The following is a 21034-nucleotide window of genomic DNA, read 5'->3' on the forward strand; positions in this document are numbered from 1 at the left end:
TTAAAATTCTTCAAAAATCAGTCTCTTACTTACTGTCATCCCTGTTGCGGTACCCATGGCAACCGCATTTGCAATTGTTCGCATGCGAGATACATTGTCCCCGCAGGCATACACGCCATGAATATTTGTTTCCTGAAAAACATCAACTTTAACATAGCCCTCTTCGCTTATTTCGCAACCCAGGAGTTCCAAAAGCTGACAATGTTGTACAAACAGGCTTCGTGTATATATTGCCTTTAAAGGGCATTTTGTACCGTCTTTAAAAACGATATTTTGAATATATCCATCGAGATGTTCCATCTTCCTGACTTCTTCTTCTACTATTTTAACGCCATGTTTCCTGAGTTTCTGCGCCTGTTCGCTTGTCAATGTTGAAGCTCCATTGGTAAATAGGGTCAGCTCACCGGTCCAGTTTGAAATGAGCCTGGTTAATTCATAACCATGCTCCCCGTTGCCCAGAATACCTGTTTTCTGGTTCCTTACCTCATAACCATGGCAATACGGACAATGAAGAACCGAAATGCCCCAACAGGACGCAAGTCCTTCAATTCCCTCCGGGATATCCCTGATTCCTGTTGCGAAAATCAATTTCTTTGCTTTCAGCGTTTCACCTGATGCCACCTGAACTTCAAACCCGATTTCTGTCTTTCGCGCATCAGTTGCCAGGCCCTTAAAAAAGGTTACGCTATCGTACTTTTCCAGTTGCAGCTTTCCAACAGCGGCAATTTCCGCCGGAGGTCTTCCATCCTGGGTCAGGAAGTTACCTGAAACAGGAGTTTGTGCATTACAAGGCTTTCCGTTATCAATAATTAAAACTTCTTTTAACGCCCTGCCCAAAGCCATAGCTGCTGCAAGTCCTGAATAGCTTCCACCGATAATGATTGCATCAAATTGTTTATTCTTTATCATTCTATTATGTTTTGAGATTATTGTTGAGCAAAATGGTAAAGCCAGTGCTGTGAAAGCAAAGCTACTGTGCTTAATGAAGCTGCGTCTTGTCTTCAAACGGCTCTTCACAGCTGGTTACTTATTCTCTTTTGTGCTAACCCGACGGATAATAAAATCTACAAAAGGGATCCCTGCAAAAATTATCCATGGAACCAGGGTAAAAGAAAGCAGTAATGTTTTCAGGTACAAAGGCAATACCAGGGAGCTTTCCCCCAATAAATATAGAAGCAACGTGATAGACGGATAGACCACAACCCATGTCTTTAACGCTGCAATTAGTTTCATTTTTGTTTTCATACAAATTACTTTTTTGAATACTTATCAAAGGTAATTTCGATTGTAGCCTGCGGGATAGGACAAAAATGAAGTTGAACAGGACTTATTTAAAATTTTTTCTGAATGCCTCGGGCGAAGCGCCGGTATGCTTTTTGAAAAATCTGATAAAATAGGAAATATCTTCATAACCCAGGTAATAGGCGATCTGGCTGACCTGACTAGATGTGGCAAGCAGTTGTCTTTTAGCTTCCAGGATAATGTATTCGTTAATGAGCTCAGAAGGCGTTTTATTCAGCAGATTCTTAGTGATGGCCGCCAATTGATAAGTAGAAAGATTCATTAACCCTGCATATTGGTCAACCCGTTTATCAGTAGTAAATTTGCGCTCTAAAAGTTCCACAAATTGTTCAAGTTTTTCTTGTGTATATAGGCTAGCCCCCTTGATAGGCCTTTGTTTATTCTGGCGGTGCCTTAGCAGTTCAATAAAGAAAACATGCATACCCGCTTTGATCACCTCCAGGTAGCCTTCTTGCCGGTCAGTGAACTCCTTAAAGATATAGGTCAGAATCTTGTCAAGCTTATCAAATTGATTGGCGTCGGTCTTACAAAAATTCTGACGGCTCGCCTGACGTAAAAGTTGTACTGCCGAATGGTCTTGCACATCAAAAAGATCCGGTTTAAACTGAAGCAGATAGCCTGTACTCCCTGGCTTTAAGTTTAGCTGATGTACCTGTCCGGGGCGCATAAAGAACAACATGCTATCTCCCACTTCATACCTGGTAAAATCTATTTCATGTTTCCCTATACCCTTTTTTAAAACCAATAGATAAAAGAAATCGTGCCCATGTAGTTCCTGTACCATTTCGCCTCCATTTAGCAAGGCTTCAATGGCTTTGATGTTAAAATGATCAGCTAAACTGGGTTCCTGAATTTGCCTGACTGGAATTTTTCTCACTTTAAGTAGATAATGTTATTTATGCTAAAGTTAGAATACTTATTTCGTGTTATCTAAATATCCGTCTATTTACTGCCGGTTGTATCGTCCGGTTATCTGTGATTGTGTTAACAAGGCATAAACCGGACCCGGTGAGCTATGTTTCCGGCATTAAAAAACATTTCCGGATTCTAACTGACAGTGAAGTGCAGATGACCGGAGACATCTGCTTTGAACTGTTGTTTGTAAAAAAATTGCGGCATAAAATCCTGCCGGGCTTCCCGTTGCTAGGGTGCCGCTGAGGCCTGAAAAATGCTGAACCCCGATTATGCCCTCACTTCAGTGAAGGACTTCGGCAGGGTATTCAGCCAGTAATTAAATCTCAGATTGGCCTTGCAGCGATCATTACTTTTCCATCCCAAGCTTTTTCTTTTGTCAAACGCCTCGATCTAAGTTTAGAATATACTTCTACTCCATCTGGAGTATTAAGGTCGTTCACGTTTTGACAACTCTGTTTCATAGCTGTCGTCAAAACTTTCTATTCTCCACCTTACAAATCTTCCATCAGAATTTAATAAGGTTGTATATAGTCATCTTTTTTCTTTTCTAATTTCAGATATGCATCTTCCTGAGATTTAGCTCTAATAACGATAAATCGATCCTCAATTTGTTGAAGACCATCTTCGAAACCTTCAATTTCAATGACAATGGTCATCTTTACACAATAGAAAGCCAGTTCTTTTTTTTCTTCTTTTTCTGGCACCATCAATTTTATTTATAAAAATACTTGCCACAAAATCTAGGGTTTCAATATCACTTAAAGTTGAGAAGGCAATCCGAGTTCTAATTCCCCTGGGATTTTTAGAAGTTCCAATAATTTCATAATTATCGAATTACATCTAATAGTTCATGTTAAACCCTTCATCTTCTTTCTTGTTCAGTATCCTCTCCAGTCTTTCTTTATTCACTGGCCATATATCCCTGGTAATTTGATAGTTGCCTTCAGATCCCCCAAATCGTACTTCAAGATATTTTCTCTTTCAAAGCAACTTTGGAAACACAAAAAAAGTGACGAAATCAGTAAGCATTTCTAATATTTTATAGTCAAAGATTTCAATTCCCAAGAAAGCGAAAGCCTGCAAAAAGCCCATATATGAGCAACACGATTACCAGCGGAAGCCATACACTTCTAACCTTAAAGTCCAAATCTCCAAAATGATGTTTCCAGAAAAGAATGGAGAGTACCAGGCCACCTAATATGTTTGGAACAATAAATGTGAGAACGAAATTGTCAGTAAACCTATGAGCTAATTTGAAAAGTATTATATTCCAGATTATACAGAAGACTAATACAGGGGCTATTTGTTTTCGATTATCTATTTCCGAAAGGTTTTGGGAATAAATAATGCCACCAAAAAAAGTTGACAGTAAAATGGAAAAAATTACAATAGTCGCCTTGTTATAAAGTTTTGGCCTTTCTTCGTCATTGTCTTCAGTCATGATAAGCGCATTAATAAATGTAATTAAAATACCTTGTGCAACTTACAAAATTTTCTGACTGTCCAAAAATGTTACCTTAGGCAGTTTCTAAAAGTTTAAGCTGACATTGCCATTCTCAAAGTAAATCTGTGATGGTTCAAACCACTAAGCGTACATTTCGGCAAAAGTGGTTCTTCCCTAATTTTACCGAAAGATACAAATGGCAAATTTTTGAGTTAGAATATCTTGGGTATTTCACTAAAACTTGTTCTTCCCCCACTTGGCTTGTAAAGTTTTTGAACTGGCAATTCTCTTTCAAAAAGACATATGAATAGAGGTTAGACTCTTGTCTTTGTTTGCGGAACGAGCGGCCACTTTCACTGAAATACTCAACATAGAGGCCGGATATTATAATCACACTGAAGAAACGATCACCATGCTACAAGAATGGCTTTAAACTCTTCTAGAGGGATAGTTTGTAACAGCGTCTCCGTACTGCCAGTGCTTAGATAAATGTCAGCTGTCTTATTGTCTAACCACGCGGTAAAGATGGGTGTGGAAATGGTGTTATGGTTATAGTCGGAAATACCACCATCTATAGTATAATTTGTAAAACTTCCTTCTCATAGGCGATCTCGTCATTTCGAGTTCAGATTAGTTCGAGGAGATTAACCAGTATGCTTAATTTTAAAGGAACTCAGCGTCGTCATAATTAAAATTGCATAGGACAGGAATACCATGATATTTCGAGAGAATCCATGCTGACTCAATAGAATATTCGCTTGTAAGGAATATAAAAGCATCGTTGAAAGGCAGCATAACAAAGCGATGATGATCAACAGTGTTCTGATTGCCTTATCAGGCAGGTTACTTGCGATCATGTTATGATAACAAACTGCCAGTAAAAAGTAGGCAGGTAGGGATAACACGCTGCCGAAAAGTATTCCAAAGCCAATGAAGAAAAGATAAAGTCTGTAATCTTCCTGACCTCGGAAATAAATTGCGAAAAGAAGCGCTGTTAACACTGGTCCTGCGAGTACAACCACAAACCAGGAATTGACCAGATACTTATATTTCTTGAACATGAAACTAAGATACTTATTCCATGGCAAACTTGAATATCCAACTCACCTATTTAGCGTTCAAAAGAAAACAGGAAAGTCAACCCCCAGACGCTTATCTTGATCATAAGTAAAATTCTATAACATTTATTAGATAAGCCTGATTATCCACTGAAATAACCTTAAATACATTACCAGAAGATAAAACTAGATCTGCGAGGTTCTTTAATCTCTAACGACAGCAGAAGATTATATCATGCTGACCGCAAAAGTGAGGAAGAACCTAAAATTGGCCAGTCCATTTCGGAGCAAAGTGGCCGGAAAATAGGCTGACGAGTAAGTCACGAAACTACTAAATGATTATAGCCACATATAAATTGCTGTAATATCCAAACTACTCATAGTCGAATTTAAAAACTAAGAACTATTCAATTTCTACCGTTTAGAATCTGCTAATAAATTAAACCGGTTTGTATATTTAAAACAAAATTTGAAATTCAAACGAAACGCAAAAAACCATGTCACTAATTAACGATCTATCCAATGCAGGAATTATTGACCAGCAAGAAGCTATCGAATTGAATAAGAAAATCGAAAAAAGCCAGTCAGCATCAAAAGATATTTTAGAAATCCTGTACCGCTTTTTTATGCAAAAAATAACCGGGAGTTCTGAAGCTGGAAGTTTTTTTGTGTCGGTAGGGTCACCAGAAACCCAAGACGATGCGAACCATCACAATGAGAAAGAACAATCAAAATTTCTTGAGATCCTGTATAAGGAAGGCATAGTCCCACAGAGCATATACCAAAAGATAAAAACGATTCCACATACAGCAGATGAGTCTGGTTATTTCGCCATGCTCCATTTATCTAGAGAGTTGATGTCATTTTACAGGTCCTTCACAATTGAAAATCAACTAGCATTCGCCTCTTTACTTGAAGGGAAAAGTCCTCATGGCTCTGATTCCTTGCTCGAGGATCAAAAGAAAAACAAACTTATTCAGGATATAAAGGCCGAAAAACTGGAGACTTATCTCGATTTTTTCAGGTATTGCCATGAATGCAGATTTGTTAATGTTGTGAGCTGTCGGGGCAAAGAACATATTCTTTTAAAAGAGGTGGTTAAAATATTGAATCAATTATGCTATAATGCATTTACCATCACTGAAATTACCAGTTACGATGAGGATTTTATTGGAGAACCTTCCTATGACAATAAGCAAACTACAATTGTGATTAGTACAGGTGCCAGAGAACATCGTTATACATATACATTTCGGCAAAACGAGACTGAAAACCAAGGCGAATATAAACTCAAGTCATTGTTGGAAAATCTTTTGCTCATGGCAAATCAGCTATTAGGCGATTTTAACGCCACTTATAGATTAACTGGAATTACCAATCATTTAAGTGAAGCTTTATTCCCAGGCAATAGAGCGCAATATGCCATTTGCCGTTTTCAACAGGAAAACCGCAATATCCTGGATTTTTATGATATGCAAAAAAGATTTTTGTTTAATAGTCCTTCTCCCTTGTTCATTAGATTTCCACTTTCATATCTGCATATAGAATATGGTATTTACCACATTAAAAAATGTGGGCTACTAGCGCACATAAATAATGAGCAATATGATGATATTCTAACCAGCGTTTACAAAAGCACGTATGGTCACGTGGCGGATTTACTCGCTATCTTTCCAGATACGGTTGCCGCTATTAATCGAACAGTGAGTTCCGGGCACAAACCGTATTATGAGTTCTTTTTGGCATTAAATCAAATTTCGCATGGCGTCCTCAATTTTACTGAAATTTATGACGGGATTCCGGAAGATTTCACATTTGAAAGTGAATTGACTTTTAAGGTTTCCTTCAAATGTAATGGCGAATATCATGAGGTAGATTGCAACCTAATAGGCCAACAATTTAGTGATAACATAGTTTATTATATCATAAACGAAATCATCCGGAAGAAATATACTGAATACCGACTCACACAACTAATTAATAGTACACATACACACGACAACTATCTTTTTGTTACAAATCAACAAAGTGAATACTTGCAAAGCATGAAGCTTTGGGAATCAATAGATCGTTTTTAGTTCTTTTTTGGATAAACTAAATCTAAATAAAACTATAATTAAATCAACTATGATTTCCCAGGCATTAACGTTGGTCGCTATTTTAAAAAATGCTCTTGAATTTGTGAGCAAAAATGTTAATTTTAAGTGCGCTTATCCATTGGGATCGGGTTAAAAATTAATTGATGATGAGACGAATAATCGTTTTTGTGTTATTGATGCATTTCTTTTGCCGGGCTCAGGTTTCGGCTCAAAAAGATGTCCAGCCTAAAAAACCTTCAATCCTGGCTAAGAATGAATTTGTCATCACAGGAAAAATTATAGGAAGGGACACGGGAAACCTGGTTCTGCTCTACTACGATAAAACCGGGAAATTTGTTAAAGATACCACCGTTTTAAATCAGGGCGCTTTTATCTTTAAAGGACTCATCTCAGAACCGACCCGCGCGCAGCTCATCGGAGATTTAAAAGCAACGCGTATGAATGATCCCAACAAGACCGACGTATTTCTGGAGCCAGCTAGCATGCAACTGGAACTGATTGAAGGCTCCTTTCTTAAGGCAAAGTTAAGTGGGTCTAAAACACAGACCGAATTTGATGCGTTTCATCAAACGGAAGAACGGTGCCGGTTCATCAGTGATTCGCTGAAAGTGGAACGGGCAGAAATTTTAGAGACGATTAAGAACCAGGGAAAATCAGCTGAAACAGATAAAAGATTCAGCAATCTGAATGCTAAATATGCAGCACTCAATAATAAAAAAAATAAGGTCGCCATTGACTTTTTTACTACTCACCCAGACTCCTATGTAAGCCCGCTTTTGATGTGGGATGCTGATGACAAAGATCAGCTCACTTATGAACTTATAAAATCATCCTACAACAAGCTGTCTGATGGTCCGAAAAACAGCCTATACGGTAAATTAATTGATAAGAAGATTAAAGCAAAAGAAGGAGTTGTCGTTGGGAATGCCTTGCCAGGCCTGGTGGCTAGAGACATGAATGGGAAAGTTTTTAGTCTGGAACAATTTAAAGATAAAAATTACGTCCTGCTGGATTTTTGGCATGAGGCCTGTGGCCCTTGCCGGGTGCAGTCAAAACAGTTGAAAAAACTTTACGGGTTATATCAGGCCAAAGGGCTGGAGATAATCAGTATTTCCTGGGATAGTGATGAGACCATTTGGAAGAAAGCCGTAAAAGAAGATGGAATTGGTGCCTGGTACAACATGATGATGAAGGACGCCGAGGTTAGTAACGGTGAAACAAGTGTTACCACCCGATTCAACATACAGGCGTTTCCAACAATAATTCTCGTTGATAAGAAGGGCATAATTTTATATAGAAACGATGGGATTGACGAAAAGGGTTTGGATGCTGCCTTGGCATCTTTAAGACTATAATCACTATGCTATTCTTTGAATCTGCTACAAAGAGAGGCTCTTTTTTTCTCCATTAACTTTCTTTCTCCGGCTAGATTTTGCTTTCAGCGTTTTTTCCTGAGGCCGGTTTCCTACAGCTAGCTTTTCTACATTATCCTCCTCCGTTGGCATTAGCTTTGCCATTTCTGTACTGATCAGCTCCTGTATATCCGCCCTGATCTGTTTATAATTTTCCCGGATCTCCTCATCGCTTACCTTCCTGATTTCAGGCAATGGCCGATAAGCTTTCTCTTCTAATCTAATCGCCTCATGATCGTTTACAATCTCCGCATGAAACATCTTCAGTTCAATCTTCTGATCAGGGTTATCTGCCACCATCCCCACAAATTCACCGGATGACAGCGAAGCAATTTTACTGGCCGGAATGGCAGCATCCAGCTGCACAGACCGGCTGACCGAAGTATCGGAACTGTTAATACTTATGCTTTCCCTTTGCTGCATGATCTTTCCAAAAGTTTCAGACAGCTTTTTGGCACTGTCACCCGTTACCTGCCCACTAATGATATTGCCCGAGATCCCGGCAATAATATTGGCCTGCTCTGAACCGTATTCCTTTTTAACCTGCTCTATCGACTGAATCCCAATCGTACAGCTCACCAGATTGCTTCTGGCGGTGGTAATCGTAGGTACCAAATCTGCTACTAAAGTTGGGTACTCATCAAAAATAAGACTGCATTTTAGTTTGTCCTTTTGATTCACCAGCTTTAAAATCCGGTTGACATAAAGTGACAATACCGCGCCATAAGTCTGTAGTTTTTGCGGATTATTCCCCAGGCACACAATCTTAGGGGCCTGAGGGTTATTAATGTCCAGCGTAAAATCATTCCCGCTCAGCACATAATAAAGCTTGGGAGAAACCAGCCTAGCCATACTGATCTTGGCACTTCCGATCTGGCCTTCCAGCTGACCCCATTCTTCTTTTTCCCAGGCCGAAACAAAGGGATTGATCAGCGCTTCAATTTCCCCCTGCTGAGTAAGGACGGCAAACAAACGCCTGTAATCAACCATCATCAGCTCAATCGTATGGGGCAGTGTACAATATTTGCCATTTTCGTATCTCCGCAAATACCAGATCAGCGCAGTCACAAAACTGATGGCCGATTCCACGAAAAAATCACCCTGCTTTTTGATCCACTCCCGGTTTAACCCCAGCATAATCGTCCGTGAGGCTTCTGTCGCATCGGTAATATCGGTCATCCCTTGTGGCTCCAGCGGGTTACAGCGGTGCATGATCTCATCAAAGCTGATCACATACAGGCATGGTTTAACTTTATAGTTTTTCGCATATTTCAGCAACTTATTATAAGCCATGGTACTCAAATCGCTGTATTTAAAATCATAGACCAGCATCGAAAAACCTTTCTTCAGGTGCTGATCGATCACATGGCGAATGTAAAAATAAGTCTTGCCCGCGCCAGCGCTGCCCGAAAGCAGGGTACTTCTGAACGGATTGATAATGTTTAACCAGCCGTTTCTGGTCTTTCCATTCAAAATATACCTGGTTGGCAGGTTGATGCTGTACTGATTCTCCAGCAGCCTTTCTTCCTGGGGAAAGGTTTCATTATCCTTGTTGAATATATCCTTGATCATCTTAATCTGCAGCAATCTGGACAGCAGGTTCCCTCCCGCAAGCATTAACAGAAAACCCAAACCAGTACTGCTCATATAAAGCAAAGAACTGGTTTGGATGTCTGCCTGGACCATTAAAAAGAAATGACTTATGGTATACAGGATCAGGCCGGTAATCAGATAGGTAATGATCGTTTGCTTTCTGATCTTTTCATCCTTTTTACCTTTGGCACCAATCAGCGAAAGGACCAGCAACAACAATGCAGCTCCTTTAGCCCCTAATTCAGTCTGAAAAACCAGATGACCGCTAAAAGTCTCAAGTAATCTGTCTGTAATTTCAGCCGTCAATTGCCAATACCGGAAAGCGGGATAACACATGATGTAAAAGTGTATCGCAAGTATGGCAAGGCTTAATAGTCTGGTAAAATCCATGATCTTGCGTAAGGCTTGTATATTTTCTCCTGTTTGCATGTGTTAAATCTTTAGGGTTCTTTTTTTCTTTCTTTTCTTCCTTGGCATCCAACCAGCATATTCCTGTGTACCTTTCAGCAAGGTTTCAAGTACTTTCGGATGCGTTTCGGAATGCAAATCATCGTGTTGCTTTGACATCCTTTCCTCCTTTGTCCCCGCTAGAAGTGGTTTGTTTTGGATGGACATTTGTAACGGATTGAGCGCTTTTTGTGTAGACACCCCTTTACCTAATTGACTCAAGACTGCTTTGGCCGTATAGGCTTTCCCAAGGCTGCTCCCATTAAATACTGTTTTATGAATATGGTCGATGAAGGTGATTCCATAGGTTTCATTTTGTTCATTGTTCCTGAAAAGTACGGCCACACCCTGCGCTTTCAGGGCATTCACAAATTCAGATTTATTACCAGGATTCGCTGCTATGACCTTATCAATGGTTGCTTTCAGGGCAGGGTTGTGCGCTATTTTATTTACCTGATGTTTCGGGAACTGTTCCTCCAGCCATTGCAACGTTGGCTTGGTGTATAAGGAGCTGGATTTAATGGGTACACCGACCTTGTTCCCTTTTTCGTCCAATAAACAATAAACCAGTCCCCTTTTCCGGAACATTTGAGCATCCTCCGGCCCCCTGTCCGCAATCACATTAAACTGTTTTAAAATGGCGTTTAATTCCGGCAAGGAGCCAAACTGATAAGCATTAATTACGGCATTAACCGTATTGCTGATTGCTCTCTTCGTAGGTAAACGTCCATATAGTACTTTTGACAAATCAACCGGCTTAATGGCGGGTTCCGCTTTGTACTGCTTGCTTTGTGCCTTAACCAGTTTAAATTCTGATTCAATTTCTTTTCTTGCATTTTCTGACCTGATGCAGCCTATATTATGCAGATCAATCGGCTTGCCATCCCTTTGCATATTGGTCGTGACCAAATGCAGATGATCATGGGCCGCATCATAGTGACGATAGGCAATAAAAGGCTGATCCCCAAAACCTATTTTATCCATGTAGGCGATGGCTATTTGTTGCAGGGTCTGATCACTCAGTTTTTCAGCTGCATCGAAATTCAGGGAAATGTGCAGCGTATTGGTCTTTACTTTAGGATTCAGCATCAGCAGGTTTTCAAATCGCTGCAATTTCTGATTGAAATTCATCTGCTCAATATTCCCGGCAAAGCCACTGGCAAGAATCAGCTCTGCAGTTCCTTCCAGGACTTTATTCTCGTTGTAATGCAGTGCCCCTCTCAATTTCTTTCCCGTTACGATCTTGGCAACCATTTTTCTGCTAACTGATTGATCATGGACAACAGGACAGCTGTTTTAGCCTCAACAGTCTTGTACAATTCCGCTAATTTTTTAACATGGATTATTTGATAGGACGCTCTTTTGTCACTATGAAAGGCTTTGGTGACCTGGTTGATATTGATACCTATTGATCTCAGTTCTTTACGGATTAGTGCCAGCTCCTCCATTGCAGCATTCAAGGTCATGTCCTTATAAAAGACGGTGATTTTTTCTTTGCTTAATAACTTTCTTGCCACTTCCCCCACAGTATGACAATCACCGCTTTTCTGAATTTTTTCCAGCCTGCAATAAACCGCATGGGTTACCCTGGTTCTTACGAAATGGGTTAATAGCTCTTGGGGATTTGCAGATTTTTTCCTGGGCATCTCTGATATCTTTTATGGATTCTTAAAGGGCAAGTTCCGCAGCCCTTTGTTTATTGGTGGTAACCAGCAAAGCGATTTTCGTGGACGAAAATACATCTTTGCTGGGCTCACGAGAGACCGAATTGACCAGGGAAATTCCTGGGGGAACTTCGTTAGTACTATTTAGCTGCTTCGAATTTGTAGTAGTTTTTTCGCTGCTTTATTTCAGCAGGTTTCGCTATTCTTCCTTTTCTCTATTCTCCGCTCCCACTGGCAGCATCGCACGTAACAGCCTTTTGATTTTCTTCCTTGGAGACACGGATTTCCTAATTGGAAGTTGCAGTTTATAGGTGGAAACTCCAGCAATGCTTTCTCTTCGATTGGTTAATGTTCTTTTCATGTTGATTTCTTCTTCTTAACCAAAGTTTCCATGAAAAAATCCAAGTCCTTCCCAAGAAGGTGAAATCTGGGGAATGGAACTTCGGTTAGACAGCCTGTTCAATTATCTCGATAATGCTACCCAGTTTAAGATCCTAGGAAGAAGAATGGTCAATAGCTGTCAACCACTAAGGTAGAAAAACTGATATTCAAACTATAATAGACTAGATAGTGAAGTTAAAGACAGATCTAAAAATTCAACTCGATTAATCAACCGCTAAACTACCACGATTATTATCCATCCAGTATCTTCAATGAGAGATCTTCTTTTTACCGGCCCACCTGATTTTATTAAGATCGTATGAGTTTTTTAAGTCTTCGCTCAAATCGCTCAAACTTTTTAAATTGGAACTCCAAGCTTTTTAATTTTTCGCGCATTTCCTTATTGCCTACCGCTAGGGATTTGTCTAATTTTGGGACTAAAAGCTCTTCTTCCGATTCTCCCAAATCGAACCTGAATTTTTTATACTCTGCGCTAACTTCTGATGGATTGAATGGAACTTGAGAATTCAATACGTTCAACAATGGAAAAAGATATAGTAAAAAGCGGATCTTATAATAATCCAAATATTTATAATCAAATGAGATAAGGATTATATCTTTGAAGCTCTCCAGTGAAGCTTTTCCAAAACCCATCTTACCGAATCCTTTTTTTCGGCTGAAAAAATCGAATTCAAAAGATGGATGTTTTTCGAGGAATTCTGGAAGGTAATTTTTATAGATCATTTCCCGAAGAAAAAGGCGAACATTATCCATGCCGTCAAAATTGAATTCTCTTAGGAACGAAAAACTAACCAGAGCGTGCCTTGCTAAAAAATATTCGTGAATCGAACGATGAGAAAATTTCCATTTCGCCTCAGAATTTCGGTTTAGAAGGGATCTGCTCTTTAATTCCAAAAGACTCAATTCAAACTTGTTAGCAGAAGAAAATACTTGGATTGATTCTGAATCTATAAAATATCCTCTCCTTTCTTCACGGTTTTCATACATGTTTACGGCAATCTCTTGAGAGAATCGATATAGTTCCTTTGCAAAGCTCTGCCTGTGGTTTCTGGAAGATTCTCTATTTATCCACTTTTCTATAAGCAAGCCATAAATTTCGTGGGTAAACTTAAAACTACCCTCAGCGTCCACGGATGCGGTATTAAGTTTAAAAGAATCAGGATTTGTTCTCCCATAAAACAATGAGTCATCCATAATATCCTCGATATAATTTAGTAACATCGGTCTTACCATAAGACTAGGAGATTTCTCAACAACCCTTTTTGCTGCCTTTCGTCTGCTAATTCTATAAAATGGATATCTCTTTTTTAAGTAAATATTAATGTCTCTTGTATCAAAAGGTGAAACATACAGCTTTACGAACTCGAATTGCCCTTTTTGTCCCCCATGCTTAAATAATCGAATTTTGTTAGGCTCATCTTCCTCTGTAGCAAAAAATTGCGTTCTGCATGTAATTAGAACTGCGTGAAAACGTTTGGTCAGATTAATAATTTTATCTAATTGGGTCTCGTGATTAATCACAGCTTCACTGTCTTCATCAAAAGCGTCCAAGAGCAAAATCGTATTCTCGGGGTCCTTAACTTTTTGAATTTCTAGGATAGCGTCCGGTTCTCCCAATGGCAGTAAAAGCTGAAGAAATTTTTTTTTTAAAAAAACTTTCTTTTTGGAGTAGCTGTAAAAAAGATTGATAATAAAAGTTGTTTTGCCCATACCGCTATCCGCAAGAACAAGATAGTGTTTCTGTTCAAGGTATTGGGTTGAATACACCTTGTTCAAAAGAAAAGGTATGAGAGGATTTCTTGACACCCACGCATCGGTATTACCAGGTTCATAAGAAACTGCAGGTGATATATTTTGGAACTTGGTTGGAACATAATTTTTTAAGCTATCACGAATATCCTTTTTTGAAAAAAAAATAGCGTTGTGTTCTGCCCTATTTATCTCAATTTTGGTAAAGATATATGAGCCTGCCTTATAAAAAAAGGTAACACCCGTTACAAACAGAGTAAACGCAGCCAAATAAAAACTGATAGTTGGTTCAAAAACACCCAGATCATTCCTTTCCAACCAGTGTTTTATAATTGTCTTAAGATCTTCCATATTTTATCCCTTTAGCAAGGTAGAGAATAATAATCAAACAGCAGAATTCTAAAAGAGTGCATAACTATAAAAAATGATAGAAAATTGGACATATTTAGATAAATAAAAATCCATCTTTCTTATTTTGTGAAGGCTGAAAATGAGAGAAACTCAATAATCTTAGAAGATCATTGTGAAAGAATATCTGAGAAAATGGGCTATACTATACTTCCTTCAATGACAGATATTAGTGGCTTGGCATGGCTAAGCAGGGTTTTGGATAAAAGTTTCAAACGTGCTAAAATATTTCTGGAAATGTACATTCGCTTATACCCCAACGATGCGAACGGCTATATTGAAATGGCAAGATATTATGAAGAGTTAAACGATGAGAAAAATGCAACTAAGTACCTGGAACTTGCAAAGAAGAGAACTTAGTCGTCCCCAGTTTTCTGATGCTTAGGTTTTGGTGCGAGGGCCTATACTACAGGCTAACTGAAAAAGACAATTGCTATAATACTGAGTAGAAAGAAAATATACCAAATTGTGCGTAAGTCTTACTTTTAAAAAAGTTGTACCACTTCATTTTTTCCATAACCCTAAGTTATCAAAAATATCGATAATTAGCAAAGTGCCTGCGTGTTAGACAAAGCCGTTTGAGCGCATTTTATTTAGCTTTTATCTGCAATAGATTTTTAAATACAAATTCTAGAACTGCATCCCTGTTTTCCAACATGTCCTGGACAGAATTTGACACGTCATAATCAGGAATAGCCCCTCTTTTCTGTATTGCCGGATTTATTGCATATATAGCATGTAAAAGCGGTATAGTTAGAGCAGTTTCAGTATAGTCGCCCTTTACAGATATCTTTTGCACCCCATTGCTAATGCCGGCATATCCTGACGTCTCACTTCCAACCAAAATAGCGTTCGTATATTCTTTCAGAAGTCCTGCAGCTGTACCTGCTGCCGAAAACATACCGCCGTTAATCAGCACCACCAGTTTCCCTTTAAAGGGATATTCTTCAATCGGATTGAAGGGTGCCAATTCACGCAGGATATCAAATTTTGTCACCTTAAAAGTTCGATTATCTTTCATGACCAAGCCGTATTTCTCATCTAATTCCAGCTGATCACCGGTTGTTTTAAAAAAGTATTCATTATTACCCAATGTTGTTATTTCTTTAGCAAAGGTACCAGGTCTGTCTATGAAATATTGAAGTAGATAACCGGCATTTTTGGCATCACCACCACCATTGTCCCTTAAGTCAATGATCAGGTTTTTAATTTTGTTAGCAGAAATTTCTTTGAAACATTTTTTATAGTAATCGGGATAAGTGTTTTCAGGGTCCTGAAAACTATCCTTAAAAAAACGATTGATCTTTAAAATAGCATAGTTTTCGGCCTTATTCAGTTCAAAATTAAACGCATCTTCTGTAGGTCTTTTTTCATCTGGATATTTTTTAGCTCTGTTAGCTATATTTATTTCATTTGAAACTGGTTCTACCTGAACAGTTACAATTTGTTTTGACTTATAATCCCGATAAGAAACGCTATATGACGGCTTTTCTCCAATTATCTGTGAATAGAAATGACTAAACCTTCCAGGTAGCCCTAGCATATACTGCAAACCAGCATGACTTTTTCCATCGGTGGAATAATATTTAAAGATTTCGAGTATAATATCATTGCTTAAGCGACTGTCTATCGCCAGGATCTCAGATCCATCGGGAATTGGAAGGTTGCTCATGTTTTTCACAATAAAGATGCGCTCATCTTTGATGTATACGTCGAACGGAAGCAATTTTTTATTTGACAGGATACTAGCGAGCTCGTTAAGAGGATAAAAACCTGCGTGATCGTCATAAATATGCATTTTTTGTAGCACTTTGTAAAAAGCCGTTGCTTCCATGGGTTTGGAAATTTCTAACATCAGATTGTCCGTCATTTTCTCAAATTCTTCAGGAGATTGATTGGTGTAAAGTCCTGGAAATGTTTTGATGAGTGCATTTTTAAATTTTTTGAAATCTGCCTGCATTGCTTCAGGTTGATAAATTATAGGTTGTTGTGCAATACCCGAATTATCTTTGGTAAACCAAAACGTTTCACCGCCCTGGTTCAGCGTCATTTTGTTTCTGGAAGTATCAAATAGCAACTCAATACCGGACTGATGGCGCACAAACCGATCTTTGGTACGGATTTCTAGCGGAAATGCGTCCTGCCCCGTTGCCTGAGCCATCAGTGTCGTGTTATTTTTGCTGATGGTTATTTTAAGGGGTAGTTGTGTACTGCTGTAAATGCCCAGATATTTATTCAGGTCTTCACTTTTTACACCATCAGCAGGCTTACCCGAGCTTGGTTTGTTGACCGTTTGCGCCGGCAAGTTGCATGCAAATGCTGCAAAGATTGATAATAGGATTAGCTTAATTTTCATATTGGGAGCTTTGTTATAGACGAAATATACAGAAATCTTTACACCAAATTCTTATTTTGACTAGAGATCGCGCGTAGAACTAAGTTTGTAATTTGATGAAGGAAATTGACAGACCATTACATTTAAACCTTCGTTTTTGTGTAATGGCAAACGGATGTTAGGTGTTGGCATGTGAACTTTAATAATAAATTGCAGGAAGTCTTAAACGGTATACTGCGGCATACCATTGTATTCTCGAAAAACCACCGTTTTTTGATAATTATCCGTTTATAATAGAGATACACTTTAATCCAACCTCAAATCATTTTGGCGCACTTGGGAAACAGTTGCTTCAGTTAAATTTATAGGATTATTTAAGATTTCATTTACTGAAAGGATCTAAGCTTATCAGACCTATACAAGTTGGCCGTCACAACAGCATGGTTTTTCTGTATATTTAAGTCGACTATCGACTAAAATTCGAAGCTGTTTTATTCGAAGGAATTTGTTTCGGCTATTTGCTTAAAGTGCTATAGGTTAGTAGATTAAAAAAAATATCCGAAAGTAAAAAACTGAATATAGTTTAGCATATTTGAGACTTATAGGCAAGCGTGTGACAATGTATAAACCGACTTTATGCAATATATCTACTTTTAATGAATATTAGACATGAGTATTTTTAAGAATCTATTTAGACGCTCAACAAATGCAGGCCCTAAATACTCAGAAGGGCCTAGACCTAGGCATGAACTAAATGTACAAGGCGACTTTTATGTTGAAAAGGATTCTTGTACCTTATGTGGTGCACCTGAATTAGAGGCAGTGGGCTTAATGGCACATTCTGGCGGAGGTTGTTATTTTATTAGACAGCCTGAGACTGAAGAAGAAATTGAACAAGCAATAAATGCTATTGCTGTCTCCTGTGTCTCCGCCGTTAGGTATGGCGGGACAGACCAAAAAATAATTAAAAGACTTTATTCCCTAAATTTAGAATCGGAATGTGATTACAAATTGAAAGTATAATTCAAAGTGCATAATACGCTAACCTATAACACAACTTTAAGTTATGCCCTATCGAAGTGCTTTCACTTCCATTTCTGCAAATTAATTATGTTTGTACTTGGGCGGAAAGAAATGTAATAATTCGGTCACAGCTTAAAGTTGCAAAATGTTAGTCTCACATCAATAAAAAATTCTCACTATTCCCTCGTTTATTGATTACAAGGAGAGCTAATAAAATTGAGGAATGCTCATATTTATTTACGAATTTTCGTTTTTTTAAAATGCTAGTTTTTCATATGAAAAGAATCAATATGCTATCTTTAATATTGTCTACAGGCATTATCGCTTGTAGCTATATCCATATATATTATTCACATAAGCTTTCAAAGCTCCATGGACTTGACCAGTTAGCTATTGCATTATCTATTTATTTTTTAATTCAACTATGGTTTTCTGGGAACTACCTAGTCAAAGGCTTATCTTTCGTCTTTTTAGCAGGATCTACACTTTTATTGCTCAATATTCTTCACAATAACTATGCTGATAATCAGCTTAAGATGTATGGTACAAAAACTAATGCCATAGTTACATCAGTTAAATACATGAGCGGTAACAAAAGTTACCCAGGAATAATAATTAAGTTTACTTATACTTCAAGGGGCAAGATATATAATCATTCCATTATGGATGATGTTGAAGTTGAGAGGCGATTTTTTGTTGGAGATACATTACCCATAAAATATTCATCCATGGACCCGGACTTATTCGAAGAAGTAGAGAATTGAATATTATGTGTTGTATGAGTACACGTAAAATAGTAAGGGATACCTTTATTTTTCGAGAAGCAGAAAGATAGCGGCAAAATACTGTTGAAGAATTCTTCCAATTTATTATTAAAGTTCACAATAAATAGCATAAGTATTTTTGAAACGGCAAAATAGCGATAAAGAATAGTGGCAGTTTATCAGTGAAGTTCACACTCTTGCGTAGCCTATTTTCATGTTATTTTTATTATCAAAAACTCATTATCAAAAATAGGAAAAACAGTTTGATTAATGGAATGGGTTTATGATAATCGGCAAAAAGAAAAAAGATATTTCAGGTTTAAATGCGATAGGTTTGATTTGTTTAAGATTCGGGGTTTATGTTAGGATAAATTATCAATAAACGAGGGAATAATAATTTGTAAGCTGGCGCTTCGGAGATTTCTTTAATTTACCTATAGAATGCATTATTAAAAAGAGTATCAGAACCACTATAATAATTAGTGATATCGGTTTAATTCATCGGCTAGGTCCCTAGTAAATTCATTTACGTCAACTACGAAGCCTGTTTTAATGCCTACGGGGAAAACATTTAGTAGTAGGTTTTCCTTCTCAATAAAGTCTATTAATACTTCTTGAAAGGTTTCTAAAGTAATTTCTTTATACTCAAACCCGGCCCAAGCATCCAAGGCACAGAGATTTGCAAATACATTTGCAGACCAGATAGGAAATAGTTTGTTATCCTCCAGCTCCGATATTGCCCAACTTCCTTTTTGGTTTATTAATGAATAAAGCACTTCGTTATCAGCTATCCTTTTTATTACATATTGGTAGCGATTTAAAGGCTCCAAAGCTGATACGGCCTCAATTTCTTGATCTGTAATTTTGATCATATTTTATTTTTCCTCTTATTTGGCTTCATAGACCTATTATTAATTTGGTACCTAGATCTAAGTTAATACAAACTGCCTTTATTATTAATAAGCGGTCATTTTTAATGTAGATTTATACAGATGAACAAAGGAGGAAGATACGAAGATTATCGAGCAACGAATGGTTGATCTTATTAAGTTAATTATAATCAATATCTTGTACGCGATAATTAACGATCTACAAAAAAACGCTAGAATACTAATAATGGGAATTGGCTTCAACCTATTAATCATTTTAATTCTTCTTCCCCTTACAATAATTCTCTTAACTGGATGGTTGATAACAAGAAAAGTTATCTATGGTAAAACGCTCGGACTAATTTGGTTAGCCATTTTTGGACTATATATTCTTACGTTGGTAATGCATACTTTAACAAAAAAAAAGTTGCTCAAAAAAGATGACTTTTATGGGCATTATATTATAAATAAAAGCTTTTTTCCTGGAAAAGATGCCGACTGGCAATACGATAGCTTCCAATTCGAAATCAAGGAAAATGATTCGCTCTATTTCTATATTATGGATGCCGGAAAAATTGTAAATACAATTAGCGGCACTATAAAGACAGTCAAGCCATACCAATCTCAAAGACTTATCTTAAATGTACGCCAACCTAGATCCCATCTAATCGACAGCATTCCAACAATCTATAGGGATAGTTGGAATTTTTACCTTGTCTTTCATTCTCCTAAATTTGGTAATATGTACTATAAAAAAGGGAAATGGAAGCCAAGATGACCCAATTTTCTGTAGTAGATCTTTAATATCTGTTTTAACCAACGATCATCTGTGCGATGCCGTCAATGGACTGGTTATGGTAAGTGGCAATAAGGTACTAATCTCCTTTGTTTGTTCTGAGCATTGCCCGAAAAGCCAACAACCAAGAATAGGAGCGTTGAACAGAAGCCTGTCAATCGGCATTAATCATTTTCAGGATTAAATTTCCCAACAAGGTACATAGATTGTGTAATATAAAACAAGGCTGTAGTTAGATCGCTCAATTCCTTATTGTTTTCAACGATACGTGTGACGAAAGAAGTACCACTTGAGTGGAATACAAGATTAGATCAATTTTTCATTTTTTGCAATCTTCCCAATAAATACCGCTCTTGGGATGTTGCGCATATACTTCCAAGAACTTTGCCCATTAGCATAAGTTAGCTCACATATGGACGACGAGAATTTGAATCATTTGATAGCTAAAATTGAGGAGGGCAAATTCCCCTTCATTTACTTTTAAGCCGAATATCTGCGTTGGTAATAGCACTGAACAACAAAATAGATCAATTAGATAAAAAATTAGAACCATTTTCCCAACTTGCACGTCTAAGTATTCAATCCCGTCTGAGAAACATTGGCTAGTGATAGTTTACGAATATCAGAACGAATCACCCGGAGCTTCTGCGGAAACCCTGAGTTTCCTCAGTGAGTTCTGCTTTTAGGTCTCATCCAGGATGATCGTCATCGTACTCGCCTTGATCGGATCAAATGAAGGCTGATAAGTAACATA

Annotated in this window: 18 protein-coding genes; 6 read left to right on the top strand and 12 right to left on the bottom strand. The window is 37.9% G+C overall.

Going from position 1 to position 21034, the window contains the following annotated elements; genetic code table 11:
- The 6 genes from HQN86_RS25080 to HQN86_RS25105 form a co-directional block, all read right to left on the bottom strand.
- Positions 1 to 909 carry an NAD(P)/FAD-dependent oxidoreductase gene (locus HQN86_RS25080; RefSeq protein WP_172663582.1) on the bottom strand — a complete coding sequence of 303 codons (909 nt, stop codon included), beginning with the start codon at positions 907 to 909 and terminating at the stop codon, positions 1 to 3.
- A gap of 114 nt (positions 910 to 1023) precedes the next feature.
- The gene (locus tag HQN86_RS25085) at positions 1024 to 1245 is read right to left on the bottom strand and encodes a hypothetical protein (RefSeq protein ID WP_172663583.1); all 222 of its coding nucleotides are present in this window, start codon (positions 1243 to 1245) and stop codon (positions 1024 to 1026) included.
- An 82-nt stretch (positions 1246 to 1327) separates the two neighbouring features.
- Entirely contained in the window at positions 1328 to 2179 is an 852-nt protein-coding gene (locus HQN86_RS25090) for an AraC family transcriptional regulator (RefSeq protein ID WP_172663584.1), read from the bottom strand.
- A gap of 550 nt (positions 2180 to 2729) precedes the next feature.
- A complete protein-coding gene (locus tag HQN86_RS25095; protein ID WP_172663585.1) occupies positions 2730 to 2924 on the bottom strand; it encodes a DUF4288 domain-containing protein in 195 nt (64 codons plus the stop codon).
- A gap of 347 nt (positions 2925 to 3271) precedes the next feature.
- Positions 3272 to 3658 (bottom strand): hypothetical protein, encoded by a 387-nt coding sequence (locus tag HQN86_RS25100; RefSeq protein ID WP_172663586.1) that lies wholly within the window; start codon positions 3656 to 3658, stop codon positions 3272 to 3274.
- Between the two features lie 647 nt (positions 3659 to 4305).
- Positions 4306 to 4722, bottom strand: coding sequence for a hypothetical protein (locus HQN86_RS25105; protein ID WP_172663587.1), 417 nt, complete (start codon positions 4720 to 4722; stop codon positions 4306 to 4308).
- Between the two features lie 494 nt (positions 4723 to 5216).
- On the opposite strand from HQN86_RS25105, the gene HQN86_RS25110 reads away from it, so the two are divergent.
- Positions 5217 to 6797, top strand: a complete 1581-nt coding sequence (locus HQN86_RS25110; RefSeq protein WP_172663588.1) for a hypothetical protein — start codon at positions 5217 to 5219, stop codon at positions 6795 to 6797.
- 164 nt (positions 6798 to 6961) lie between these two features.
- Positions 6962 to 8173, top strand: coding sequence for a TlpA disulfide reductase family protein (locus tag HQN86_RS25115; RefSeq protein ID WP_172663589.1), 1212 nt, complete (start codon positions 6962 to 6964; stop codon positions 8171 to 8173).
- A 24-nt stretch (positions 8174 to 8197) separates the two neighbouring features.
- On the opposite strand, the gene mobC is transcribed toward HQN86_RS25115, so the two are convergent.
- The 4 genes from mobC to HQN86_RS25135 form a co-directional block, all read right to left on the bottom strand.
- Positions 8198 to 10252, bottom strand: coding sequence for a conjugal transfer protein MobC (mobC, locus tag HQN86_RS25120; protein WP_172663590.1), 2055 nt, complete (start codon positions 10250 to 10252; stop codon positions 8198 to 8200).
- A gap of 3 nt (positions 10253 to 10255) precedes the next feature.
- Positions 10256 to 11524 (bottom strand): relaxase/mobilization nuclease domain-containing protein, encoded by a 1269-nt coding sequence (locus HQN86_RS25125; protein WP_172663591.1) that lies wholly within the window; start codon positions 11522 to 11524, stop codon positions 10256 to 10258.
- Positions 11506 to 11916 (bottom strand): mobilization protein, encoded by a 411-nt coding sequence (locus HQN86_RS25130; protein WP_172663592.1) that lies wholly within the window; start codon positions 11914 to 11916, stop codon positions 11506 to 11508. The genes HQN86_RS25125 and HQN86_RS25130 overlap by 19 nt, the downstream gene beginning before the upstream one ends.
- A 708-nt stretch (positions 11917 to 12624) precedes the next feature.
- Positions 12625 to 14436 carry an NACHT domain-containing protein gene (locus tag HQN86_RS25135; protein ID WP_172663593.1) on the bottom strand — a complete coding sequence of 604 codons (1812 nt, stop codon included), beginning with the start codon at positions 14434 to 14436 and terminating at the stop codon, positions 12625 to 12627.
- Positions 14437 to 14652: 216 nt separating this feature from the next.
- Here HQN86_RS25135 and HQN86_RS25140 point away from each other — a divergent pair, with 216 nt between their 5' ends.
- Entirely contained in the window at positions 14653 to 14853 is a 201-nt protein-coding gene (locus HQN86_RS25140) for a hypothetical protein (protein ID WP_172663594.1), read from the top strand.
- Positions 14854 to 15082: 229 nt separating this feature from the next.
- Here HQN86_RS25140 and HQN86_RS25145 read toward each other — a convergent pair whose 3' ends face one another.
- Positions 15083 to 16849 (bottom strand): S41 family peptidase, encoded by a 1767-nt coding sequence (locus HQN86_RS25145; protein WP_172663595.1) that lies wholly within the window; start codon positions 16847 to 16849, stop codon positions 15083 to 15085.
- A gap of 648 nt (positions 16850 to 17497) precedes the next feature.
- On the opposite strand from HQN86_RS25145, the gene HQN86_RS25150 reads away from it, so the two are divergent.
- Positions 17498 to 17851, top strand: a complete 354-nt coding sequence (locus HQN86_RS25150) for a ferredoxin (RefSeq protein ID WP_172663596.1) — start codon at positions 17498 to 17500, stop codon at positions 17849 to 17851.
- 275 nt (positions 17852 to 18126) lie between these two features.
- Positions 18127 to 18615 carry a hypothetical protein gene (locus HQN86_RS25155; RefSeq protein ID WP_172663597.1) on the top strand — a complete coding sequence of 163 codons (489 nt, stop codon included), beginning with the start codon at positions 18127 to 18129 and terminating at the stop codon, positions 18613 to 18615.
- Between the two features lie 479 nt (positions 18616 to 19094).
- Here the strand turns inward: HQN86_RS25155 and HQN86_RS25160 are convergent, their stop codons facing one another.
- A complete protein-coding gene (locus HQN86_RS25160; protein ID WP_216854510.1) occupies positions 19095 to 19487 on the bottom strand; it encodes a DUF2750 domain-containing protein in 393 nt (130 codons plus the stop codon).
- 244 nt (positions 19488 to 19731) lie between these two features.
- Here HQN86_RS25160 and HQN86_RS25165 point away from each other — a divergent pair, with 244 nt between their 5' ends.
- Positions 19732 to 20262: a hypothetical protein gene (locus HQN86_RS25165; protein WP_172663598.1), complete on the top strand. Its 531-nt coding sequence runs from the start codon at positions 19732 to 19734 to the stop codon at positions 20260 to 20262.
- The last annotated feature ends 772 nt before the right edge of the window (positions 20263 to 21034 follow it).

This window comes from Pedobacter panaciterrae (genome assembly GCF_013204795.1).
In the GTDB taxonomy this organism is placed as follows: domain Bacteria; phylum Bacteroidota; class Bacteroidia; order Sphingobacteriales; family Sphingobacteriaceae; genus Pedobacter; species Pedobacter panaciterrae.